This is a genomic window from Ruegeria sp. (assembly GCF_028066395.1).
Lineage (GTDB): Bacteria > Pseudomonadota > Alphaproteobacteria > Rhodobacterales > Rhodobacteraceae > Ruegeria.
Genome location: NZ_JALCBM010000034.1, coordinates 21,156 through 44,982 on the forward strand (window position 1 = coordinate 21,156; position 23,827 = coordinate 44,982).

The following is a 23,827-nucleotide window of genomic DNA, read 5'->3' on the forward strand; positions in this document are numbered from 1 at the left end:
CGGCCTTTGCCCGCCCCTATCTGCGCCTCAGCCGCGCGGACCGGCCCATCGGCACCTGGCTGCTGCTGATTCCCTGCTGGTGGGGGCTGGCGCTGGCGATCCTCAGCGATGGCAACCCGAGGTGGGAGGATCTGTGGATCGCCATCGGTTGCGCCATCGGGGCCTTTCTGATGCGCGGCGCGGGCTGCACGTGGAACGACATCAGTGACCGCAATTTCGACGGACAGGTCGAGCGCACCCGGTCACGCCCGATCCCTTCAGGTCAGGTCAGTGTACGACAGGCGGTGATCTGGATGGGGCTGCAATGCCTTCTGGCGCTGGGCATTCTGTTGAGTTTCAATCAGGCGGCCATCGCCATGGGCGTGCTGTCACTGCTGCCGGTGACGATCTACCCCTTCGCCAAGCGGTTCACCTGGTGGCCGCAGGCGTTTCTGGGGCTGGCCTTCAACTGGGGCGCGCTGCTGGCCTGGGCGGCCCATACCGGAACAATCGGATGGCCCGCCATCCTGCTGTACCTGTCGGGCATTGCGTGGACGTTGTTCTATGACACGATCTATGCCCATCAGGATGCCGAGGATGACGAGCTGATCGGCGTCAAATCCACCGCAAGGCTGTTCGGCACCGACACGGCCCGGTGGCTGAAGTATTTTCTGGTGGGCACCGTCACGCTGATGGGGATGGCGATCATCAACGCGGCCCTGCCACAAGCGACCATTCTGGCGCTGGTGGTGGCGCTGGCCGGGCCCTGGGCGATGGGCTGGCATATGGCATGGCAATTGCGCGGGTTGGACACCGAGGACAACGCCAAGCTGCTGCAACTGTTCCGCGCCAACCGTGACACCGGCTTGATTCCGCTGATCTTCCTTGGCGTCGCCCTGCTGCTTTGATTGCACCTTCCCCGCCCGCCCGGTAAGAGTGCGGGGCGAACCGCCTGAGGAACCCCTGAACCACCCATGCGCCTGCCCTTTTCCATTGTCGCTACCCTGATTTTCATGATCTGCGCCGCGCTGTCCTTCGTTGCGGCCGGGCTGGCGGTCACCAAGATCGAAGAGGCATCGGAACTGGCCGTGCGCCGCGCCCTGAACCTGCAGGGCCACGACTGGGCCGAGGTGCAATCCGACGGTCTGCGCGTCGTGCTGACCGGCACCGCCCCGGATGAGGCGACGCGGTTCAACGCCCTGACCGCCGCCGGGACCGAAGTCGATACCTCTCGTGTGATCGACGAGATGGATGTGGCCCCCACCGCCGACCTGACCCCGCCGCGTTTTTCGGCCGAGATTCTGCGCAATGACAGCGGCATTTCCCTGATCGGGCTGGTGCCCGGCAGCGAGGATCGCGACGCCCTGATGGATAGCCTGCAGGCGCTGGACCCCGACAGCGGGGTGGCCGATCTGATGGAAAGCGCCGATTATCCCAAGCCCGATGGCTGGGACGAGGCGATCTCTTACGCCGTCGCGGCACTGGCGAAACTGCCGCGGGCCAAGATCTCGGCCAGCCCCGGGCTGGTGCGGATCACCGCCATTGCCGACAGCCAGCCGGAAAAGGAACGGCTGGAGCAGGAACTGACCCGCGCCGCGCCGCCAACCCTGCGCATTGGGTTGTCGATTTCAGCCCCGCGCCCGGTGATCACGCCGTTTACCCTGCGCTATCTGATCAACGATCAGGGCGGACAGTTCGATGCCTGTTCCGCACAGGATGAAGAAGCGCGCGATGCCATCGTGGCCGCTGCACAGGACGCGGGTCTGACCGGCCCCTATAGCTGCACCATCGGGCTGGGCGTGCCCTCGCCCAATTGGGCCGTGGCAGCAGAGCTCAGCATCCGCGCGCTGTCCGAGATCGGGCAGGGCAGCGTCACGCTGTCCGATGCCGATATTTCGCTGGTTGCGGCGCAGGGCACCAATGCGGCCCTGTTCGACCGGGTGGTGGGCGAGCTGGAAAGCGCATTGCCCGAGGTTTTTGCCCTGCACGCCGTCCTGCCCGAGCCCGAAACCGAAGAGGAAACCGGGCCGGTGGAATTCAGCGCGACGCTCAGCCCCGAAGGGCTGGTGCAACTGCGCGGGCGCGTGGGGGACGAGACGCTGCGCAGCATGACCGACAGTTTCGCCCGCGCCGCCTTTGGTTCGGAGCAGGTCTATACCGCCACGCGAATCGCCCCGGACCTGCCCGCAGACTGGCCCGTGCGCGTTCTGGCTGGGCTTGAGGCTCTGTCCCTGTTGCATAACGGAGCGCTGACCGTGACGCCGGAAATGGTCGACCTGTCCGGGGTCACCCATCACGAGGACGCACGGGCGCAGATTGCCGGGCAACTGGCCGAGAAACTTGGCGATGCGCAAGAGTTCACCCTGTCGATCACCTATCAGAAGCCACCCGAACCCGAAGACGCCTTGCCCGATCCCGAACTCTGCGAGGCGCAGATTGCCGAGGTTCAGGCCGACCGCAAGATCGCCTTTGAGCCGGGCTCGGCCACGATCGCATCGGACTCGCGCGACACTGTCAACCAGATCGCCGATATCCTGCGTGATTGCGGCCCGATCCGGTTAGAGATTCAGGGCCATACCGACAGTCAGGGCCGTGAAGAGATGAACCAGCAGCTCAGCCAGGCCCGGGCACAATCCATCCTGAACGAACTGCGCGGGCGGCGGATTCCGACCTCAAGCTATACCGCCGTGGGCTATGGCGAAACGCAGCCCATCGCAGACAATGACACCGAAGAAGGCCGCGAGGAGAACCGCCGGATCGAGTTCCGCCTGATCCGCCCCGAACCCGTGCCCGATTCCGAGACCGCACTGGAGGCAGCCGAGACCGCCCCGGATGCGGATGCAGAGGACCAGTAAGGTGAACAGAACAGAATTCGTCGTCGCAACCGCCATCATCCTCTTTGCCGCGTTTTGCATGGGCTGGTTCGCCAACTGGCTCGCCCACCGCCTGTCCCGCGTCCGCCAAAGCGACGTGGCCGATCTGGATCGAATGAGTCAGGAGCTGCACGAGGCCGAGGAAACCCGCGATCAGGCGATCACCTACCTGCAACAGCGCGAGGCGGATCTGACCAACCAACTGACCCAGACCGAGGCGGAACTGACCGCCGCCATGGACGGCCTGCGCGCCGCCCGGCAAGAGGCCGAAGAACTGCGCGGGCGGATCAACAACGCTGACTAGGATCACAGCGCGGTTCGCAAACGTCAGGGTTTACAGCACCTGTTCCAAGTCAGCGATCAGGTCCGCCGGGTCTTCCAGACCAACCGACAGGCGGAACACGCCGTCGCCCGCATAGTCGCGGTAGCTGTCCAGTTGCGCGCCTTCCAGCCGGAAAGAGGTCTCCATCAGCGCGTCTGTCCCCATCCAGAAGATCAGGCTGCGATGGTGTCCCAGAGACACCGCATAGTGGACGATCTGCAGCTTCTCGATCATTTTCTGGGCGAATGCCTCACCAGTGGCGCGGTCGCCGACCTGAAAGGTGATCATGCCGGATGTGTTGGTCATCTGACGCTGCGCCAGATCGTGCTGCGGATGCGATTTCAGGCCGGGATAGGTCACCCGCGTCACCGCCTGACGACTTTCCAGCCATTCGGCAACCGCCATCGCCCCAGCCTGGTGCGCTTTCATCCGCAAGGGCAGCGTCGCCATGCCCCGGGCGATCAGCCATGCGTTGAAAGGTGACATGATGCTGCCGTGATGGATCGCCGATTCGTTGCGGATTTTCTCGATCAGTTCCTTGCGGCCCGCCACCGCGCCGCCAATCGCGTCCCCATGACCACCGATATATTTGGTCACCGAATGCATGATCAAATCGACACCCAGCGCCTTGCTCGGCTGCCCAAGGGGCGAGGCGAAGGTCGCGTCGCAGGACAGCAGCGCGCCGCCTGCATGCGCGATCGCCGCAACCGCCGCCAGATCGGTCAGCCGCCCGATCGGGTTCACCGGGGTCTCGGTATGGATCAGCCGCGTATTCGGGCGCATCGCCGCCGACACGGCGTCGAGATCAGACATGTTGACGGTGCTCACCTCGATCCCCATGCGCGGCAGGGTATCGCGGGCCAGCTCGGCCACCCCGGCATAAGAGACGTCGGAGACGATCACATGATCCCCGGCAGACAGGAAGGTCAAGAAAATCGCCGTCGCCGCCGCCATGCCCGAGGCCAGACAGACGCAATCCTCGGTGCCCTCCAACATGCTGATTTTGGTTTCCAGCGTGCGGACATTGGGGTTGGCCCAGCGGCCATAGAGAAACGGGGCCTCTTCCTCCAGATCATGGGCCGAAAAGCCCGCCACCTGATCGGTCACAAAGGTCGAGGACATATGCAGCGCCGGGGCCGAGGCACCGCTGACCGGATCAGGCCCTTCGCCCGCGTGAATGGCCTGTGTTGCAAGCCCCTTGTCTTTCATATCGCCGTGCATGGTTGCCCCCTTCTGACCTATCGCGCCAATTCATCCCGGATCGGCACCCGAAGGTCTAGAGGGGATTTGGGCGCGGTCTGGCCGCAAAGCGACATGGAATAAAGCCGCGCGCGCCTACCAGCGGGTCAGCGCATCTTCATCCTCATCCTTGGCGGCCACCCATTCGGCACCGGATGTGGTGATTTCCTTCTTCCAGAACGGCGCGCGGGATTTGAGGTAATCCATCAGATACTCCGCCGCTTCGAACGCGTCCTTGCGGTGGCGCGAAGCGGTGGCGACCATCATGATGCGGTCGCCCGGGGCCAGACGGCCATGGCGGTGGATGACCAGCACGTCACCCAGCGACCAGCGATCCATAGCCTCTTGCGCGATCTTGGTCAGCGCGCGTTCGGTCATGCCGGGGTAATGTTCGATCTCCATCACGTCCAGATCGCCCGAGGCCAGATCACGGACCACGCCCGCAAAGGTCACGATGGCCCCATTGGCGGCATCACCTGCGGCAAATGCATTGGTCTCGGCGCCCAGATCGAACGCCTCTTCCTGAACGACGACCCGCATCTCAGCCGCCTGTCATCGGCGGGAAAAACGCCACCTCACGCACGCCTGCAAGGGAGGCGTCGAAATCCGACAGCTCCTGATCCAGTGCCACGCGCAGGGCCGACAGGTCGGCGAATGCAGCGGCATAGCGATCCTCGCGTGCGCTCAGCTCGGCCACCAGGTCCGAGACGGTGGCGGCCTCGGTTTCAACCTTTTCCTTGGGCAGGCCGATCCGCTCGCGCACCCAGGCAAAATACAGCACGTCCATCCCTTAGCTCTCCTTCAGGTGGGGCATGGCTTTACGTAGGTAGTCAAAGCCGGTGATCAATGTCAGTGCCGCCGCAATCCACAGCAGCCACAGCCCGATCCGTCCGGCCCAGAACATGCCCTCAAGGTGCCGACGCAGACCATACAGGTCCTCGATCTGGCCGCTGAGCACCTGATCAAGCGTTTCTGCATCCATCCCGAATGAGCCCATCACAAAGTGGTGTTCGAAAATGCCCTGCGAAAACAGGATGGCGATGGCGACCATCTGCGCGGTTGTTTTCCACTTGGCCAGTTTCGTGACCTTCAGCGTCCCGGCCACGTCACCCAGATATTCCCGCAGGCCCGAGACGAACACCTCGCGAAACAGGATCACGGTGGCGGGCAGCACCAGCCACGGGGTCCAGTGTTCTGCCGAATAGCCCACAAGGATCATCAGCGCGATCACCACCATTGCCTTGTCGGCAATCGGGTCCAGCATCGCGCCGATCTTGGTTTCCTGCTTCCACGCGCGGGCCAGATAGCCGTCGAACCAGTCGGTGATCGCCGCTGATAGAAACAGGATCAGCGCGAACCAATCCGCATAGGGACGGGTGAAATACAAAAACATCACGGCGAGGCCGGGTGCGGCCAGCAAACGCAGGACAGTCAGGATATTGGGCAGGTTCCATTTCATGAGGCCGACCCTACATCGCCGCTGGCAGACAGAAAAGACGGGGTAACAAAAAACAGCCCCGATCCCAGACGCTTGATCAAAGCGCTTTCCGCTTGCCCCGCCGCAGATTTACGCCAGATTGCCCGGCGACACGACACGAAAGCGCATCTCATGCCCCCGCTCATTCAAACCGACCCCCGGTCCAACCTGATCGGCAGCGCCTGGATGATCGCCGCCATGGCCCTGTTCGCGCTTGAGGACGCGCTGCTCAAGGCCGCCTCAGCCGCGTTGCCGATCTGGCAGGTGCTGGTGCTGTTTGGTGCGGGCGGGGCCGTGGTTTTTGCGGCGGTCGCGGCAATCCGGGGCACGCGTCTGCTGCAGCCGGACGTGCTGTCACGCCCGATGAAGGTGCGGGTGCTGTTCGAGGTTCTGGGCCGGCTGTTCTACGTGCTGGCCATCGCGCTGACGCCTTTGTCCTCGGCCACGGTGATCCTGCAGGCCACGCCCTTGGTCGTGGTCGCAGGCGCGGCGCTGGTCTTTGGTGAAACCGTCGGCTGGCGGCGGTGGAGCGCCATTGTCGTCGGCCTGATTGGCGTCGTGATCATCATCCAACCAACCGGAGACAGCTTCTCGGCCCTGTCGATCCTCGCCGTGCTGGGAATGCTGGGCTTCGCCGGGCGCGATCTGGCCAGCCGCGCGGCCCCGGCATCTTTGGGGACCGAAGTGCTGGGTTTCTACGGCTTCCTTGCCATCATCGTCGCCGGAGCTGCCTATCGGTTTTGGGAAGGGGTCCCGATGGCCGCCCTGTCCGCCCATGTCAGCCTGCACCTGTTGGGTGCGGTGGCGTTCGGCACCGTCGCCTATACGTCACTGATGAAAGCGATGCACACGGGTGAGGTTTCAGCCGTCACCCCGTTCCGCTATTCCCGGCTGCTGTTCGGCATCGGGCTGGGCGTGGTGTTCTTTGGCGAGCAATTGGACCGCACCATGTGGATCGGCAGCGCGCTGATCGTCGCCTCGGGGCTGTATATCCTGTGGCGTGGGCGGCGCGCCTAGCCCTTGTCGTGGAAGAAATCATAGACCTTCTGCGCCAACCCGGCCGAGATCCCCTCGACCGCTTTCAGATCGGCCAGATTGGCACGGCTGACGGCTTTGGCGCTGCCGAAATGGGTCAGCAGGGCCCGTTTGCGCGCCGCCCCCACGCCGGGGATTTCGTCCAGCGGCGTTGCGCCCACGGCCTTGGCGCGTTTGGCGCGGTGGGTGCCGATGGCAAAGCGGTGCGCCTCGTCCCGTAGACGCTGGATGAAATAGAGCACCGGGTCGTTGCGTTTCAGGGCAAAGGGGCGCTGGCCGGTGCGGTGGAATTCTTCCTTGCCGTGGTCCCGGTCGACACCCTTGGCAACCCCGACCATCGGGATATCCTCGACGCCATGTTCGACCATGATTTCATGCACAGCGCTCACCTGCCCGGCCCCGCCATCGATCAGCAGCAGGTCGGGCCACATCCCTTTGTCGCGGTCCGGGTCTTCCTTTTGCAGGCGGGTGAAGCGGCGGGTCAGCACCTCTTTCATCATGCCGAAATCGTCGCCGGGGGTCAGATCATCGCCACGAATGTTGAACTTGCGATAGGCGTTTTTCATAAACCCTTCGGGACCCGCGACGATCATGCCGCCCACCGCATTGGTGCCTTGGATATGAGAGTTATCGTAGACCTCAATCCGATCCGGCGGGGCGTCCAGATCAAACGCCTCGGCCACACCGCGCAGCAGCTTGGCTTGCGTGGCACTTTCGGACATGCGGCGGGCCAGTGATTCCCGCGCATTGCGCAGGGCACCGGCGACCAGTTCTTGTTTCTCACCACGCTGCGGGACAAGGATTTCGACCTTGCGGCCCGCTTTCTCGGTCAGCGCCTCTTGCATCAGATCGGCGTTTTCGATGGCGTCGGACAGGATCAACTGCCGGGGCGGTTCCTTGTTGTCGTAGAACTGACCAAGGAAGGCTTCCATCACCTCAGCCGCCGATACATCCGGGCCGACGCGGGGGTAGAAATCCTTGTTCCCCCAGTTCTGGTTAGCGCGGATGAAAAACACTTGAACGCAGGCTTGCCCGCTGTCCATATAGAGGCCGATCACATCCGCCTCGGCCACGCCGCGCGGGTTGATGCCCTGACTCGTCTGCACCTGCGTCAGCGCGCGGATTCGGTCGCGCAGACCGGCGGCGCGTTCGAATTCCATCGCCTCGGACGCAGCCATCATCTGTTCGGCCAGATCCTCTTGCACTTTGGTGGACCGGCCCGACAGGAACCGTTCCGCATCCTTGACGCTTTCGCGGTACTCGGCCTCGCTGATCAGATCGACGCAAGGCCCCGAGCACCGCTTGATCTGATAGAGCAGACAGGGCCGCGTGCGGCTATCGAACATCGAATCCGAGCAATTGCGCAGCAGAAACGCCTTTTGCAGCTGGTTCAGCGTCCGGTTCACCGCACCTGCGCTGGCGAAGGGGCCGAAATACGCGCCCTTCTCTTTCTTGGCCCCGCGATGTTTCTTGATCTGCGGAAAGGCATGATCCTTGGCGACCAGAATATTCGGGAAGCTCTTATCGTCGCGCAGCAGCACATTGTACTTGGGCTTGAGCTGCTTGATCAGGTTCTGCTCCAGCAGCAGCGCCTCGGTCTCGGTCCGGGTGGTCAGGAACATCATCGAGGCGGTCGACGCGATCATCTTTTCGATCCGACCGGAATGACCGGGCCGCGTGTAGTTCGACACCCGCGCCTTCAGATTGCGCGCCTTGCCCACATACAGAACCCGGCTGTCGCTATCCAGCATACGGTAGACACCGGGCGAGCTGTCCAGCGTCTTCACGTAACGCTGAATGCAGGCATAGCCGGTCTGAGGGGAATCGCTGTGGGTGGTCATGAGCCTGAGATATGATTCTCTGACCATGGCTGCAATCTTGCGCGTCTCAGATCAAGAGAAAACAAATCCACGGTTTCTGTGGATAAGTATGCAGATAAGTTTTGGGGCGATGTGATTTTCCCTTAATTTATTAAGCATTCCTTGATTTGCCTAAAAAATAGGCACCTTATTAAGATGCTGTTTTTAAATGGAATTTTTTATGAATGGAAACAAGCATATGAAAAATAAGACATTTTTGTAACGCGCCGGTAACAGAAACGAGAGCGGTGCAAAACTTGCGGCGGATATGCCTATTCAACGCCAAGAACATCCGGGGTTTGCCAGCCCAGGTGCTGCCCGCCGTCGACGCATAAAAGCTGTCCGGTGACCGCATGAGCATCCAGAAAATAGCCCAGCGCGGCGGTGATGTCGGAGGGATTCGCGCCCCTCTCTAACACCGTGTTTTCCCGCTGCGCGCGGAAATGACTGTCGCTTTGGCGGTGGCCCTGCAAGGTGGGGCCGGGGCCGATGGCGTTGACGCGGATGGCCGGGGTCAACGCCTGCGCCGCGGTGCGGGTCAGCGCCCACAGGCCCATCTTGGCGATGGTGTAGGACATGAACTCGGGCGTCAGCTTGCGGACACGCATATCCACCATGTTGACGATCAGGCCGGTTGCCATCGGCTCTCCCGCGTCATCGGGTTCGGCGACAAGACCCTGGTCCGCCATGGCCTGCGTCAGTACGAAGGGCGCACGCAGGTTGCTGTCCATATGCCGGTCCCAGCTTTGGCGTGTGGCGGTGTGGATGTTGTCATATTCAAAGATCGAGGCGTTGTTCACCAGACAGGTGATCGGCCCGCCCAACGCCTCGGACGCGCGGGGCAGCAGGGCGGTGACCTGAGCCTCGTCCAGCAGATCGGCCTGCAGGGCGACCGCCTGACGGCCCAGCGCCTGAACCTCGGCCACGGTGTCCTGTGCGGGGGCCTCGGATGACGCATAGTGGACCGCCACATCATAGCCACGCCGCGCCAGATACAGCGCCATGGCGCGGCCCAGCCGGATGCCAGCGCCGGTTACCAATGCTCGGGTCATGGGGCACCTCCCTCGGTCAGGTCACGCCAGCAGGACGATGATATAGACAGCGTAGAGTGCGGTCAGGATCAGGCCCCAGATGCGGGTGATGTCCTGTTTGAAGAACACGAAGGGAATTAGCAACAGCGACGCGCCCAGCATGACCCACAGGTCGAAATGCAGGAATTCGGGGTCCACCGGGATTTCGCCGAACAGCGTGGCGATGCCGATGATAGCCAGCAGGTTGAACATGTTCGACCCGATGACATTGCCCAGCGCCACATCCGCCTGCCGCCGCAGCGCCGCCATGACCGTCGTCGCCAATTCGGGCAGCGAGGTGCCCACGGCGATCAGCGTCAGACCGATCACCGTCTCGCTGACCCCATACATGCGGGCGATGACGGTGGCGTTTTCCACCAGCAGATGCGCGCCCATGGGCAGACCGATCAGGCCCAGGATCAGGTAGACTGACACTTTCCAGTAAGGCATGTTCGGGTCGGCCTCTTCCAACCCGTCCAACTCGTCATCATCCGCACACGCCTCGCCACAGGCTTTGCGATGGGCCTTGGCCTCGCGGAAGGCGTTCATCAGGACCAGCCCCAGACCGGCCAGCAGAATCGCACCGCTGATCAAGTTAAACTCGCCACAGAAGGCCAGCGCGATGAACAGGACCGAGGCCATCAGCATGAAGACATAGTTCTTGCGGCTGTCACATTCGCTGGTGTGCAGAGTCGCCAGCAGGGCCGGAAGCCCCAGAACCAGCAGGATATTGGCGGTGTTCGAGCCGACAACGTTACCCAGCGCAATGCCCGGCGCGTCCTCTTCCACCGCGCTGATCGCGATCAGCAATTCAGGGGCCGAGGTGCCAAAGGCGACGATAGTCAGGCTGACGATCAGCGCCGGCACGCCCAGCCGCAGGCTGAGGTTCACCGCCCCCCGCACCAGCGCATCCCCGGCCAGCAGCAGGATCAGCAGGCCAAGACCGGAAAACAGCCATGGCGTCATCCGCGGCCTCCTTTTTCACAGGGGCACGGGCCCTTGCCGATCCGAAACCGGCCGCATTTGCGGCACTTGGCCGAACTCAGCCGTTTTTGCCCGGGAAAGCGCAGCTTGCCGAACATGGCCAGCACGCCCATGGCGATCAGGAAAAGGGTGACAATCTTGATGATCACGTCACAACCCGAATCGCGCATAGGCCGCGCGCTCCTCTAGTCCGGCAACGGCGTCCTGCGCCAGCGCGGCCCCAAAACGGGACCAGATCGGTTTGCGGACCCCATAGCGGCGGAACTTGACCTTGTCGCCGAACTTCTCCTGCATCTTGGGTTTCAGATGCGCGATGCCGTCGATCAGGCCCAGTTCCTGCGCGCGGCGGGCCAGCCAGACCTCGCCATTGAACAGATCGGCATTGGCGTCCAGCTTGTCGCCGCGACGGGTTTTCACATGGGCGATGAAGTTCTCGTGGATATCGCCCAGCAGCACTTTGAGGCGGGCGATGTCCTCTTTCTTTTCCGGCGCAAACGGGTCGAGCATGGATTTCGACTGCCCCGCCGTGTGCACGCGCCGTTCAAACCCTTGCCGGGCCAGAAACACATGCGCGCCAAACCCTGATGAGATTACCCCGATCGACCCCAGGACCGAGCTGTCATCGGCCCAGATCTCATCTGCTGCCGCCGCCAGCCAATACCCGCCCGAGGCGGCCACATCCTCGACAAAGGCAAATACGGGGATGTTCAGTTCCTCGGCCAGCCGCCGGATACGTGCCCCGATCAACGAACTTTGCACAGGCGAGCCACCGGGCGAGTTGACCTCAAGCGCGACGGCTGCGGGTTTGCCCTTGCGAAACGCCTTTTCCAGAACCGGCGCCAGCGTCGTGTCGTTCATCGACGCACGCCCGGCCATTCCGATGGCACCGGACAGGCGGACAACGGCCACGACGGGCTGCTTTTTCATGAAAGGCAGGCTTAGTTTCATGGATGCCGATGTAGAGCGCGCCACAGCCGTTAACAAGGGACCGCCTGCCCCATAAACGCGACGTGAACCAATTTCCCACACCTGATGGGCAAAAATGCAACGCCTGCAATTGGCTGCACGCCCCACCGAATCGCAAAGCTATATCGACGCGACAGGAGCGTTCAACGCAAGTGCGAAACAGATCAGCTGCGGATTCGCCAGCCGGTTTTGAAGATCCAGCCGATCACCGCAAGGCAGATGCCGGTAAAGGCGACGATGGCCAGCAGGCTCCAGAATATCGGTACATCGGCAAAGCCGTAAAACGACCAACGAAAGCCCGAGATCAGATAGACCACCGGGTTGAACAGGGTGATCGTCTGCCAGACTGGCGGCAGCATCGAGATCGAATAGAACGTACCACCCAGAAAGATCAGCGGAGTCACCACCAGTTGCGGCACCAGCGACATCTGTTCGAAATTGCTGGCCCAGATGCCGATGATGAACCCCAGAAGCGAGAAACTGAGGCAAGACAGAATCAGAAACGCCGCCATGGCAAAGGGGTGCTCGATCCTCAGATCGACAAAGAACGTGGCGGTAACCAGAATGACCAGCCCGACGAACAGCGCCTTGGTCGCCGCCGCGCCGACATAGCCGATCACAATCTCGATGAAGTTGATCGGGGCCGACAGCAGTTCATAGATCGTGCCCAGGAATTTCGGGAAGTAGATGCCAAAGGACGCGTTCGAGATCGACAGCGTCACAATCGACAGCATAATCAGCCCGGGCACGATGAAAGCGCCATAGGATACCCCTTCGACCTCTTGAATGCGACTGCCGATGGCGGTGCCGAACACCACAAAATAAAGCGAAGTGGACAGGACCGGCGACAGAAAGCTTTGTGCCAGAGTGCGAAAGAACCGTGTCATTTCAAACCTGTAGATGGCGGCGATGGCGGACCAGTTCATGCGGGCTCTCCCGACACCAGATTGACGAATATTTCCTCAAGGCTCGACTGCCGGGTCTGCACATCGCGCAACACCAGCCCGGCCTGCGCGACATCGTTCAGCAGGGTGGTGATCCCGGTGCGGTCGGCGTTGGTGTCATAGGTATAGACCAGCACATCGCCCGCTCCATTCAGGGTCAGGTTATGGGCCGACAGGCAATCGGGAATGGCGTCGACGGGTTCGTTCAGCATCACTTCGATCTGTTTCTTGCCCATCTGCGCCATCAGCGTGTCCTTGTCCTGCACCAGCAGCAACTCACCCTTGTCAATCACGCCGACGCGGTCGGCGATGGCCTCGGCCTCTTCGATGTAATGGGTGGTCAGGATGATGGTGACGCCGCTGGCTTTCAGCTCGGCCACGATATCCCACATGTCCTTGCGCAGTTCCACATCGACGCCCGCAGTGGGTTCGTCCAGAAACAGCACGCGCGGTTCATGCGCCAACGCCTTGGCGATCAACACCCGGCGCTTCATGCCGCCCGACAGTTCCTTGATCGCATTGCGCCGCTTGTCCCACAGGGACAGTTTGCGCAGAATCTCCTCAAGCCGGGCGCTATCGGCGCCATAGCCGAACAGGCCGCGCGAAAACCGTACTGTGTTCCAGACCTTTTCGAACGGCTCCAGCGCGATCTCTTGCGGCACCAAACCGATCATCTGGCGTGCGGCCCGGAAGTCGGTCTGGATGTCATGCCCGCCCACGGTGACCGAGCCCGAGGTTGGCGTGGTGATTCCGCAGACGGTGGAAATCAGCGTCGTCTTGCCTGCACCATTGGGACCCAGCAGCGCCAGAATCTCACCCTGTTCGATATCCAGCGTCACGCCTTTCAGCGCCTCAAAGCCGCCCTCATAGGATTTGCGCAGATCCTTAATGGACAAAATCGGTGCCATGCGTCCCCCTGTTCTGGCGCGCACCCTATCGCGCTGAACCACTGCGGAACAGGTCAAAATCGCACAGCCTCTTGCGCAAAGATGCAGGGGAGGTTGTTGCGTCTTTGCCCGGATTAGCCCTTGCAATCCGCCGACCTCAACGAAACCCTGCCCGCAGGGAGGGTCGCCATGCTGAACGGAATTCGCGTTATCGAGGTCGAGGGGCTGGGCCCCGGTCCTTTCGCCGCCATGCTGCTGGCCGATCTGGGCGCAGATGTGATCACTATTCACCGCAAAGGCGGGGCAGTCACGCCCGGCATGCCCGAACGATCCCTGCTGGATCGCGGCAAACGCTCCATCGCGCTGGACCTTAAGGACCCGCAGGATCTGGACACCGCCCTGCGCCTGATCGCCACCGCAGATGCCCTGATCGAAGGATTCCGCCCCGGCGTGATGGAGAAACTGGGTCTCGGTCCCGAGATATGCCACGCCCCAAACCCAAAACTGGTCTATGGCCGCATGACGGGCTGGGGACAAAGCAGCCCGCTTTCGGACGTGGCCGGGCATGATCTGAACTACATCGCCCTGTCGGGTGCGCTCTGGTACGCATCCAACCCTGGTGACATCCCGCAAACTCCGGCGACGCTGGTGGGCGATATCGGTGGCGGTGCGCTCTACCTTGTGGCGGGCATTCTGGCGGCCCTGATCAACGCCCGCACCACCGGCCAGGGCACCGTAGTCGATGCCGCCATCTATGACGGCTCGGCCCATATGATGAACCTGCTCATGAGCCTCGGCCAAACCGGCAACCTCTCGGACACGCGTGGCCAAAGCCTGCTGGACGGCCCGCATTGGAGCCGCTGCTACGCCTGCGCTGACGGAGGCCACATCTCGGTCCAATGTCTTGAGCCGAAATTCTACGCCATCTTCCTGAACCTGCTGGGCCTGTCGGACGATCCACAGTTCCAACACCAGTTCGACCGTCAACTCTGGCCAGAGCTGACCCAACGCCTGACCCGGATTTTCGCAGAAAACCCCCGCGACCACTGGGCAGAACTTTTCGCCGATACCGACGCCTGCGTCGCCCCCGTCCTCAGCCCGCCTGAGGCCAGCACTCATCCAATGAACACCCGCCAGACATGGCAACAGTCTGACGGCAATCTGCAAGCCGCCGCCGCGCCACGCTTCTCAACACACATATGGCACCCCAAACCCAGCCCCAAACGCGGCCAACACACGCAGGAAATCCTGAAAAACCTCCCGCCCGCTTCATCTGGCTAAAAATATCCCGGGGGATGAATTGGCCGTAGGCCAAGAAGGGGGCTGGCCCCCTTAACCGAACCCTACCGCGAACGCACCGTATCGATCATCAGCTGTACGTTCTCAGGGTCCGCATCCGGCGTGATCCCGTGCCCCAGATTGAAGATATGCGGCCCGTTCGAAAACGCCTCGACAATGCGCCGGGTGTCATCCACCAGTGCCTGCCCGCCGGTCACCATGTGCGACGAGGCCAGATTGCCCTGCACGCAGCCATCGACCTGCACATGCTCTGCTGCCCAGTCCGGCGACACGGAATTGTCCAGCGCCACGCAATCCACACCGGTGGCCTTTGCAAATCCGACATAGCCCTCACCGGCCTCACGCGGGAAGCCGATCACCGGGATACCGGGATGACGCGCCTTGATGGCTTGGGTGATGACCCGGCAGGGCTCGACCGCATATTTCTGAAACGCGTCGCCTTTCAGTGACCCGGCCCAACTGTCAAAGATCTTGACCACTTCGGCCCCGGCCTCGATCTGGGCTGACAGATATTCGATCGTGGCGGCGGTGATCCGGTCCAGCAGCGCCTCGAACAGCGCGGTGTTCCCTTCGCGCAGCGCATGGGCCGGGCCCTGATCCGGCGTGCCGCGCCCGGCGATCATATAGGTGGCCACGGTCCACGGCGCCCCGGCGAACCCGATCAGAGTGGTCTCGGACGGCAATTCCCGCGACAGGATGCGGACGGTTTCATAGACCGGCGACAGTGTCTCGTGAATATCCTCGACCGGCTTCAACGCATCGAAATCCGATTGCTGCGTGATGGTCGACAGGCGCGGCCCCTCACCAGTCACAAACCACAAATCCGCGCCCAGCGCCTGCGGCACCAGCAGGATGTCGGCAAACAGGATCGCCGCATCGAAACCGTAGCGGCGGATCGGCTGCAAGGTGACCTCGGCGGCCAGGTCCGGGTTATAGCATAGTGACAGGAAATCCCCGGCCTGCGCACGGGTGGCGCGGTATTCGGGCAGATAGCGGCCCGCCTGACGCATCATCCAGATCGGCGGAACGGCCTGAACCTCGCCCGCCAGCGCCCGCAGTATTTTCTTTGTCTCGGCCATGCCCGTCCCCAATCTTCCGGTTTGCCGACACGGGTCTTCCTTCGGCGGCAATTTGTCAAGCTCTGCCCCCATTGTCAGGGCAATGTGACGCGACTAAAGCTATGTCCATGACTGTGACCCTGCCCTCCCCCGCATCGCCTTTGAAAATTGGTACACGTGGCTCGCCACTGGCGCTGGCCCAGGCCTATGAAACCCGGCAAAGGCTGGCCGAGGCTTTCGACCTGCCGCAAGAGGCGTTCGAGGTTGTGGTGATCAAGACCACCGGCGACAACCGGGCCATGATCGACGCGGACCGCCCGCTGAAAGAGATCGGCAACAAGGGTCTGTTCACCAAGGAAATCGAAGAGGCGATGCTGAGCGGCGCAATCGACATCGCCGTGCATTCGACCAAGGACATGCCGGTCGCTCAACCAGAAGGCTTGGTGCTGGACACCTTCCTGCCCCGCGAAGACGTGCGGGATGCCTTTATCTCACCCAGCTACAGCTCGATCCATGACCTGCCCTCGGGCGCGGTGGTGGGCACTTCGTCCCTGCGGCGGCGGGCGCAGTTGCTGAACCGTCGGCCCGATCTGAACGTGGTCGAGTTTCGGGGCAATGTGCAGACCCGCCTGAAGAAGCTGGAAAATGGCGTGGCCGAATGCACCTTTCTGGCGCTGGCCGGACTGCGTCGTTTGAACATGGACGATGTGCCTGCCACCGCAATCTCGCCCGACGACATGCTGCCCGCCATCGCACAGGGTGCCATCGGGATCGAACGGCGCGCCAATGACGACCGCGCCGCTGAAATGCTGGCCGCGATCCACCACGCCGAGACCGCGCAACGCCTGGCGGCCGAGCGTAGCCTGCTGGCCGGGCTTGACGGGTCCTGCGAAACCCCGATTGCCGGGCTGGCGGAGATGCAGGATGGCCAGTTGCGTCTGCGCGGCGAAGTGCTGCGCCCGGACGGGTCCGAGGCAATCGCCGAAACGGCCACAGGCCCTGCCGAAGATGGTGCCGAAATCGGGCGTGCCATGGCTGCGTCGCTGCTGCAAAAAGCGGGCCCCGGCTTCTTCGATTGGCGTGATTGAATAAATTTTTCAGTAATGTGAACTGCTTCACTGTGGCGTGAACGCCGATGGTGCAAGTTAGGTTTATTCCGGAAGGGATAACGGATCAGTTTCGAAGTATCGAAGGTTTAGCCCGTTTTGTTTTAGATAGTTCTCGAGGGGGCGAGACTGATCCACATATCCAAGTGAGGCGGGTCGCTGTCATATTTCGACAGCGACCCGTTTTCTTTATTCCCTGTCTATGATCCACCGTGATGGCTGAACACGGCCTGTCCGGCCTGACTGTCCGACCGGAAATCCGCCGCGCGGCCCGGCAGGGTCAGGTAGAACCCCTCAAGCCCCGGCTCGACCCCTGCCGCCAGTTGCGCGCATTCGGAACAGGCGGCGACGATGGCAGGACGTGCCTCGCCACCGCGAATGGCGGCGATCAGTTCCTTATGGGCAGCCTGCAAGGCGCGGAACGCCGCCGTCGCGGCCAGATGTTCGTCACCGACCAACACATAAACGGGCTCCAGATCGCTTTTGCCTTTCAGATCGACGAACCCGGCCTCAAGCAGCGCAAGGTCTGACCCAACCACCTGCTGAACCGAGCGTGAGACCAGAATGTCATAATCGACATGGCGGCAATTCTGTTCGATCCGCGCCGCCACGTTCACCACATCCCCGATCACCGTATAGTTGAAGCGGCTGCGCGACCCGATATTGCCAACGCAGGCGGTTCCCGTCGCGCACCCCGTGGCCAGCGCAATCGGAGGCCGCCCCTGCATCATGGCTGAAGCATTGAATTTCGCCAGTGCCCGCCGCATCAGCAACGCCGCGCAGGCGGCCCGTTGCGGGTGATCTTCGACCGGCAGTGGCGCATTCCAGAAGGCCATGACCGCGTCGCCGATGAATTTGTCGATAGTGCCGCGTTCCAGCAGAATCTGGTCACCGATTTCCGAGAACAGCTCGTTCAGCAAGGTCACCAGATCGGTGGCCGAAACCGATTCCGACAGCGGCGTGAACCCCCGGATATCCGAGAACATCACCGTGATCTCCTGCGATTCTCCGCCCAATTGCAGGCGATGGCCGGTGGCTTCCATCTCATCCAGTATCTCTGGCGCGACATAATGCGAGAAGGTCTGGCGGATCACCCGCTTTTCGCGCTCGGTCGAGATGAAGAGATATCCGGCCAACAGCCCGAAATTTGCCATGCCCCCCAGCAGCGGGAAGGTGGCGTCAAACAGAACCGACTGGTTCTGAAAAGCCAGCCAGCTGATCGCCATCACCACCGCCGCGGCCACCCCGCCTGCGATAAACGACGCCACAGCACCAAAGCTGGACATCACCACCGTCACCACGATGCCCAGACTGACAAAGGCCAGCAATTCCAGCGCGGCGGTCACGTCGGACCGGCTGAGCGTGTCACCCAGAATCACCTGTTCAATGATCTGGGCATGGATCGAAACCCCGGGCACGGATTCGCCCAATGCCGTTTCACGCATATCGAACAGACCCGCCGCAGATGTGCCGACCAGAATGATCCGCCCCTCGATCTCGGCCCGCAATGCGGGATCGTCGCCGCGTTCCATGATGTCGCCGGCGGACAGGTAAAGCCCCGGATTGTCACGCCGATAGCGCACCCAGATCTCACCATGTTCGGTCGTGGGCAGCAGGAAATCCCCGATGGCTGCGCCCAGCATGATCCCGGCCTCATCCTGCGCGCCTTCGGCAAAGATCACCGGCTCTCCCAACGCGACACGCAGCGCCTCGACCCCCAGTCCGGGCAGAACACCACCCGGGCCGGACCACAGCACCGGAACCCGGCGCACGACGCCCATCCCCCCGATGGGTGAGACATTGACCCCACCGATCCCCGCCGCATCCTGACCCAGCGGAGCAGTCAGCGTGGTCCAATGCGCCACCCGGACCAACCCGGCAGAGGGCTGTTCGCCGATCTCGACGATCCCGGCCTTGGGCGCTATCGGCGGCCCACCATCGGTCTGCCGCGCCGCCACGCCCAGAACCACCGGCCATTGCGCAATCCGATCCCCGAAGATCACATCATTGTCCAGATTGGCCGCGCTTTCCTCGACCCGCAGAATACCGGCCAGCGCCGGGTCTTGCAGCAAACGGGACGGAGAGTACCGGTCCGGTTCGGCAAACAGCATATCAAAGGCAATGGCCGCAGCACCATATTCGCCCAGCCGATCTGTCATCTGCGCCATCTGACTGCGCGGCCAGGGCCATTGGCCCCATTTGGTCAAAGTCCGCTCGTCAATATCCACGACACGCACCGGCAGGTCCGGATTGAACTGCCGTGGCGCGATCCGTTGCAGCACGTCGAAATAGATCAACCGGGTGATCTGAACCGGATAGGGGTCGCTGACCCGCACGAAACAGCCCAGCAGGATCAGACACACGCCCACAAGGCGAAACGCCAGCCGTCGTGCAAACCGATCTTTTGTCTTGCCCGCCACGTCAGCCTCCCTGGCTTTGGGGGAAAAACGAAAATTCTTGTGCGGGCCTTAATTGGCCCGGCGATTCAATCCCTTTCCCGGTCACCGCCGTCAAAGGCAGCGTCCCCGTCCGGGGTGTTCCCTGTATCCCGTTCTTCTGTGTTCGGCTCTGCGGTGGGTTCCTCTTCCCGCTCTTCTTCCCGTTCCTCCTCGCGCTCTTCCTCACGCTCCTCTTCGCGTTCTTCTTCCGGCTCATGGGTTTCTTCACCCGGTGGGGCCGCCGTTGGTGTCGGAGCAGAAGGTGCCTGCGCCTGACGTGGGGCAGGCCGGGGCTCGGACCGTTCTGGTGCAACGGTCGGCACCACCTGCGATTCGCGCCCACACCCCTCGGCGCCAGCCTGGAAAGGGGGCAGCAACTGCTGTTCCGACGTCACGAACGGGAACCCGGCAGCCACGGCTTTGGCGTATTGTTCCTGATCCACCGGGCTGCCGACACCTCCGCCCGAGCTTGTCGCATACATGCTGCATTGCCGCCGTGCTGACCGGCACACCCCTTGCCGCCCGCACATCTGCACGGTGCCCTCCAGAACGATCATCGCACTTTGTCGGTCCGAGGCGATCCACATGTCGAAAATCGTACCCCGCACCGCCATTGTCGCCGAAGGCGTCGTGACGGAATACGCCCGCTTTCTGCTGTTGCCCGAGATAAAGCGGAAACTGCCGCCCAGCGCCTGCACCGCGAAACTCTTGGCCCGGCGTTTGCCGCGCAGCATGGTCACATCCAGCATCATGCGCGCGTTCGGGCCGACGGCGATTTTGGTCTCATCCGCGAACAGCAGTTGCACCACGCCCGAGCTGTTGGTGACAACCATATCCCCGGACGAGATCTCCATCCCCTGCCGCAATCGCACGGCTTTGCCATCCCGCACCAATTCAGCGCCTTGTTTGACGCTGAGAACCTTCCCGATTGTCGCTGAAGCCATTTCCGGCAGGGCCAGAACAACCAAAGTAACCAATAAAACTCTTAACCAGGTCAATACCAAGTTCCTTCCCCCAAAAGGATCCCGTGGAGGGCGTCAAACGCCCCAAAAAGCCCGATATTTTTGCCCCACTCAACCAGCAATATTGGTCATTAAATTTATTAAATATGGACAAATATGCATGGAAACCGGGCCTGAATGCAAGTTTTCCATACATGTATCACCCATTGGATGCATGGCCCCGTTGCGATTGTGAGGCGTGTGCTCACCCACAGGAACAGCCATGGTCGCCATTTTGGACCGCTGCCAATCTGATTTTCTGCATCGAAGTTCAGAAAATTGCCGCTGCCCGGGAAAATCGCCTTGTAACTGGATCACAGGCAAGGATATACCGGCCAGCGGAGACGTGGCCGAGTGGTCGAAGGCGCTCCCCTGCTAAGGGAGTAGGCGGGAAACCGTCTCGAGGGTTCGAATCCCTTCGTCTCCGCCACCCACCATTTCTATTCAATTGTGTTCGATGTGGCTTGGCCCCATATGGGGCTGTTTTTGTTCGTTTATCTTCATTCGTTGTTGCTATTGAGTTTTCTTCGATTAGACTCGTTTCTGTTCATTGCGTGGTATAAATTGTGGTATTTTGAGGATGAGATGACTGAATTTTTGGAAGCGGCACACGAGAAATCTAGCTTGCACAGGGAAGAGGTTCTCGCGAGCACGACCTGTGGATGCTTCTATTGTCAGACCACATTTCCACCAAAAGCCATAACGGAATGGGTCGATCCTCGTCGGAACCCGGCTGGAGCGACAGCGCTTTGTCCTAATTGCGGGATCGACTCGGTAATCGGTGATGCAGCCGGATTTCCAATTACACAGGAGTTCTTGGCAGACATGCATGAACGTTGGTTCAAAACGACAAAAAAGATGACCTAGGCATGGCTGCGTTAAGCGGAAAACTGACGAAGAATTTGGTTCGAACCCTTGGCCCCGGTCGCCATGGTGACGGGAGCGGGTTGTACCTTGTTGTTGATCCATCCGGCGCTCGACGCTGGATCGTGCGGGTCACTGTCAAAGGCCAGCGCAACCGCGAAGGCAAGCCCTTGCGGACCGACTTTGGACTCGGTGGCGCTGATGTCGTCACTCTGAATGAAGCGCGTGACCGAGCTTTAGAATATCGGCGGCTTGCAAAGCAGGGCATCAACCCGCGCTACAATGGACGACAGGAGATACCGTGTTTTGAAGAGATTGCGCGGCAAGTTCACATTGAACGCTTGCCGACGTGGAAGAACCCTAAGCACGGGCAACAGTGGATTAATACACTAGCCGACTATGCTTTCCCAAAAATTGGTAGGTTGCCCGTCTCCGAGATCGGCCAGCCCGAAGTTCTGCAAGTTCTGCTGCCAGTTTGGACTGAGAAACACGAAACCGCTAAGCGGCTTGCACAGCGGATAAAGGCTGTTCTCGACGTGGCGAAATCAAAGGGATTTCGTGACGGCGAAAATCCCGTGACTACGATCCGCGATGCTCGCGTGCTGCCGCAAGTTAAACAGAAGGTGCAGCACCATAAGGCCATGCATTGGAAAGATGTTCCCGCCTTTTATGCGGAACTGGCAACTAAAGACGCGATGGCCGCAAAGGCGCTCATGTTCACCTGCCTCACCGCCAGTCGCACAAGCGAGGTGCTTCATGCACGCTGGGAGGAATTCGACTTCGAAAATCTCATTTGGACAATCCCGGCCGAACGGATGAAGGCAGATAAAGAGCATCGCGTTCCTTTGACCGATCAAATGCTGGCAATTATCGAGCCGCTGAAGTCGCTGAAGTCGGAGGTGGTTTTCGAGGGTCAGAAACGACACAAATCTATGAGCAACATGGCGATGCTCATGCTCCTACGAAGAATGAATGTGTCGGATATCACCGTCCACGGGTTCCGGTCAGCGTTTCGGGATTGGGCTGCTGAGCAACCGGGGTACAGCCGAGAGCTGGCTGAAATGAGTCTTGCACATCAGGTTGGATCAGAAGTCGAGCGTGCTTACGCTCGGACCGACCTCGTAGACAAACGCCGAGCGTTGATGTCTGAGTGGTCCAATTACGTAGGCTTCGTTGGGAAATCTTCTGGCTCCCACTCCGCAACTGCGGAATAGGGAATTTCGTCTGGAATGTACTTGTCGCCCGTTACAACGCGGATAGCCTCGTACGTCGTTCCCTTGTCCACCGGCGTTCCCGGCTTGTTCTTTCTGGCGAACTCCATTGCAATTTGTTGGGCTTCATGCGGAAGCATCCCGGAAAACTTCCCCTTCCTACCCTTCAAGTGATTGATAACATCAACCGCAAGCCGGGCAGTGTCCTCCCGCACCTTTAGGTTGTCCGAATGCGTGCGGCCGGAAAAGAGCATGTGCATATCGAAGAGGAAAGTTGCTGCGAGGCGGCACAAGACATCGCTAGGAATTGGGTTCTCGCCGCGTTCATAGGCCTGATAGGTGCGCCTCGTGACGCCTGCGATTTCTGCCATTTTCGCCTGTGACAGCCCCAGCTCTAAACGGAGTTTCTTGAGACCGACATGGGGCTGCAGCCGAGCAAGGCGATATTCATATCTGCCAGACTCAATATCAGCGATATGTTGCGCCTCGGCTTCATCCAATGCTTGAGCGGCAGCCTCTTCTCTCGCTTCCCGTTCCGCCTTGGTCTTCTTCTTGAATTTGTAGTGGCTCATTGCGGCTCCCCGAGAGGCGTAAAATTTTGCGCATATGACATTTATTCTTCCCATACTTTAGCAGGCAAGTGAAAATGAACGCAATCAAGAAATAGGAGACCAAGAGGAGCCGTAAGAAATGGCCGAGTTCTTTGACCCAACTACACTCTACGACGATGACGACAATGAGTTGAACGTCATCGCAAATAAGGAAAAACGCGCCCAGTGGCGGCATCGGCGTTTTGGCCCTGCATACATCAAGATGGGTAAGCGTGTGAAATACAGCGGAGAGGCGCTCAACCAGTGGATCGCAGAAAACACGATCCAGACAAACAGCGCCGCCTAAAACACAAAACCCCGCTCTCGCGGGGCTTCGCTAGGTAGTTTCACACCACCACTGTAGCGAAATCTTCCATGCAAAACAACAAAATATCCTTGGCTGGTTCGGCTGTGCAGCCACAGCCAACGGGAAAGCTATGGCAGTGTTCAATGAGCAAAAAATCGAATGTGATAACCAAGAAAAAATTTCACTCCTTTGACCCTGAAATTGCGCAGGAGGTGGGACTTCCCGCTGCGGTAGTTTTTCGAAACCTCGCCTACTGGATCGGACTGGTCTTCCCCCACTGAAGTGGTCCTCCGCTATGTTTAGTAAAACGGAGGAAAC

The 23,827-nt window shown here is 60.9% G+C and carries 23 protein-coding genes and 1 tRNA gene; 9 read left to right on the plus strand and 15 right to left on the minus strand.

Features of this window, described 5'->3' with window-relative positions; translation table 11 throughout:
* The 3 genes from ubiA to MPJ51_RS12030 form a co-directional block, all read left to right on the plus strand.
* Window positions 1-887 (plus strand): 4-hydroxybenzoate octaprenyltransferase (gene ubiA / locus MPJ51_RS12020; RefSeq protein WP_298386739.1); only part of this gene is annotated, 887 nt, incomplete at its 5' end.
* A 66-nt stretch (window positions 888-953) separates the two neighbouring features.
* Window positions 954-2,834, plus strand: coding sequence for an OmpA family protein (locus tag MPJ51_RS12025; protein ID WP_298386742.1), 1,881 nt, complete (start codon window positions 954-956; stop codon window positions 2,832-2,834).
* Window position 2,835: 1 nt separating this feature from the next.
* Complete coding sequence (locus MPJ51_RS12030) at window positions 2,836-3,156, plus strand: hypothetical protein (protein WP_298386745.1); 321 nt, start codon at window positions 2,836-2,838, stop codon at window positions 3,154-3,156.
* A gap of 30 nt (window positions 3,157-3,186) precedes the next feature.
* Here MPJ51_RS12030 and MPJ51_RS12035 read toward each other — a convergent pair whose 3' ends face one another.
* The 4 genes from MPJ51_RS12035 to pgsA all read right to left on the minus strand — a co-directional run bounded on the left by MPJ51_RS12035 (window position 3,187) and on the right by pgsA (window position 5,872).
* Entirely contained in the window at window positions 3,187-4,395 is a 1,209-nt protein-coding gene (locus MPJ51_RS12035; RefSeq protein WP_298386748.1) for a PLP-dependent aspartate aminotransferase family protein, read from the minus strand.
* A 114-nt stretch (window positions 4,396-4,509) separates the two neighbouring features.
* Window positions 4,510-4,953 (minus strand): molybdenum cofactor biosynthesis protein MoaE, encoded by a 444-nt coding sequence (locus tag MPJ51_RS12040; protein ID WP_298386751.1) that lies wholly within the window; start codon window positions 4,951-4,953, stop codon window positions 4,510-4,512.
* 1 nt (window position 4,954) lies between these two features.
* Complete coding sequence (moaD, locus tag MPJ51_RS12045) at window positions 4,955-5,200, minus strand: molybdopterin converting factor subunit 1 (RefSeq protein WP_170674844.1); 246 nt, start codon at window positions 5,198-5,200, stop codon at window positions 4,955-4,957.
* A 3-nt stretch (window positions 5,201-5,203) separates the two neighbouring features.
* Window positions 5,204-5,872: a CDP-diacylglycerol--glycerol-3-phosphate 3-phosphatidyltransferase gene (gene pgsA, locus MPJ51_RS12050; protein ID WP_298386757.1), complete on the minus strand. Its 669-nt coding sequence runs from the start codon at window positions 5,870-5,872 to the stop codon at window positions 5,204-5,206.
* Between the two features lie 150 nt (window positions 5,873-6,022).
* On the opposite strand from pgsA, the gene MPJ51_RS12055 reads away from it, so the two are divergent.
* Window positions 6,023-6,907 (plus strand): DMT family transporter, encoded by an 885-nt coding sequence (locus MPJ51_RS12055; protein WP_298386758.1) that lies wholly within the window; start codon window positions 6,023-6,025, stop codon window positions 6,905-6,907.
* On the opposite strand, the gene uvrC is transcribed toward MPJ51_RS12055, so the two are convergent.
* From uvrC to MPJ51_RS12090, 7 genes are all read right to left on the minus strand, one after another.
* Window positions 6,904-8,793: an excinuclease ABC subunit UvrC gene (gene uvrC, locus MPJ51_RS12060; RefSeq protein ID WP_298386761.1), complete on the minus strand. Its 1,890-nt coding sequence runs from the start codon at window positions 8,791-8,793 to the stop codon at window positions 6,904-6,906. The two genes, MPJ51_RS12055 and uvrC, sit on opposite strands and share 4 nt — an antisense overlap.
* Window positions 8,794-9,056: 263 nt before the next feature.
* Window positions 9,057-9,836, minus strand: a complete 780-nt coding sequence (locus tag MPJ51_RS12065) for an SDR family oxidoreductase (RefSeq protein WP_298386764.1) — start codon at window positions 9,834-9,836, stop codon at window positions 9,057-9,059.
* 21 nt (window positions 9,837-9,857) lie between these two features.
* Window positions 9,858-10,820 (minus strand): calcium/sodium antiporter, encoded by a 963-nt coding sequence (locus MPJ51_RS12070; RefSeq protein ID WP_298386768.1) that lies wholly within the window; start codon window positions 10,818-10,820, stop codon window positions 9,858-9,860.
* Window positions 10,817-11,008: a hypothetical protein gene (locus MPJ51_RS12075; protein ID WP_298386771.1), complete on the minus strand. Its 192-nt coding sequence runs from the start codon at window positions 11,006-11,008 to the stop codon at window positions 10,817-10,819. Before MPJ51_RS12075 ends, MPJ51_RS12070 begins: the two co-directional genes overlap by 4 nt.
* Window positions 10,989-11,786, minus strand: a complete 798-nt coding sequence (locus MPJ51_RS12080; protein WP_298386774.1) for a S49 family peptidase — start codon at window positions 11,784-11,786, stop codon at window positions 10,989-10,991. The genes MPJ51_RS12075 and MPJ51_RS12080 overlap by 20 nt, the downstream gene beginning before the upstream one ends.
* Before the next feature lie 182 nt (window positions 11,787-11,968).
* Complete coding sequence (locus MPJ51_RS12085) at window positions 11,969-12,730, minus strand: ABC transporter permease (protein WP_298386776.1); 762 nt, start codon at window positions 12,728-12,730, stop codon at window positions 11,969-11,971.
* Entirely contained in the window at window positions 12,727-13,656 is a 930-nt protein-coding gene (locus MPJ51_RS12090) for an ABC transporter ATP-binding protein (RefSeq protein WP_298386778.1), read from the minus strand. Before MPJ51_RS12090 ends, MPJ51_RS12085 begins: the two co-directional genes overlap by 4 nt.
* Window positions 13,657-13,824: 168 nt before the next feature.
* Here MPJ51_RS12090 and MPJ51_RS12095 point away from each other — a divergent pair, with 168 nt between their 5' ends.
* Window positions 13,825-14,916: a CaiB/BaiF CoA-transferase family protein gene (locus tag MPJ51_RS12095; RefSeq protein WP_298386780.1), complete on the plus strand. Its 1,092-nt coding sequence runs from the start codon at window positions 13,825-13,827 to the stop codon at window positions 14,914-14,916.
* A 62-nt stretch (window positions 14,917-14,978) separates the two neighbouring features.
* Here MPJ51_RS12095 and hemE read toward each other — a convergent pair whose 3' ends face one another.
* Window positions 14,979-16,013, minus strand: coding sequence for a uroporphyrinogen decarboxylase (hemE, locus tag MPJ51_RS12100; protein ID WP_298386782.1), 1,035 nt, complete (start codon window positions 16,011-16,013; stop codon window positions 14,979-14,981).
* 107 nt (window positions 16,014-16,120) lie between these two features.
* On the opposite strand from hemE, the gene hemC reads away from it, so the two are divergent.
* The gene (gene hemC / locus MPJ51_RS12105) at window positions 16,121-17,080 is read left to right on the plus strand and encodes a hydroxymethylbilane synthase (protein ID WP_298386784.1); all 960 of its coding nucleotides are present in this window, start codon (window positions 16,121-16,123) and stop codon (window positions 17,078-17,080) included.
* 218 nt (window positions 17,081-17,298) lie between these two features.
* On the opposite strand, the gene MPJ51_RS12110 is transcribed toward hemC, so the two are convergent.
* Both MPJ51_RS12110 and MPJ51_RS12115 read right to left on the minus strand, forming a co-directional pair.
* Window positions 17,299-19,518: an adenylate/guanylate cyclase domain-containing protein gene (locus MPJ51_RS12110; RefSeq protein ID WP_298386786.1), complete on the minus strand. Its 2,220-nt coding sequence runs from the start codon at window positions 19,516-19,518 to the stop codon at window positions 17,299-17,301.
* A gap of 65 nt (window positions 19,519-19,583) precedes the next feature.
* Window positions 19,584-20,534: a FecR domain-containing protein gene (locus MPJ51_RS12115; protein WP_298386787.1), complete on the minus strand. Its 951-nt coding sequence runs from the start codon at window positions 20,532-20,534 to the stop codon at window positions 19,584-19,586.
* A gap of 343 nt (window positions 20,535-20,877) precedes the next feature.
* Here MPJ51_RS12115 and MPJ51_RS12120 point away from each other — a divergent pair.
* Together MPJ51_RS12120 and MPJ51_RS12125 are read left to right on the plus strand one after the other, a co-directional pair.
* Window positions 20,878-20,967: transfer RNA gene (locus tag MPJ51_RS12120), tRNA-Ser, on the plus strand.
* A gap of 439 nt (window positions 20,968-21,406) precedes the next feature.
* Window positions 21,407-22,615 carry a site-specific integrase gene (locus tag MPJ51_RS12125; protein ID WP_298386790.1) on the plus strand — a complete coding sequence of 403 codons (1,209 nt, stop codon included), beginning with the start codon at window positions 21,407-21,409 and terminating at the stop codon, window positions 22,613-22,615.
* Here the strand turns inward: MPJ51_RS12125 and MPJ51_RS12130 are convergent.
* A complete protein-coding gene (locus tag MPJ51_RS12130) occupies window positions 22,561-23,184 on the minus strand; it encodes a helix-turn-helix transcriptional regulator (RefSeq protein ID WP_298386793.1) in 624 nt (207 codons plus the stop codon). The genes MPJ51_RS12125 and MPJ51_RS12130 overlap by 55 nt on opposite strands.
* A gap of 118 nt (window positions 23,185-23,302) precedes the next feature.
* Between MPJ51_RS12130 and MPJ51_RS12135 the strand changes: the two genes are divergently transcribed.
* Entirely contained in the window at window positions 23,303-23,509 is a 207-nt protein-coding gene (locus MPJ51_RS12135; RefSeq protein ID WP_298386796.1) for a hypothetical protein, read from the plus strand.
* Window positions 23,510-23,827 lie beyond the last annotated feature (318 nt).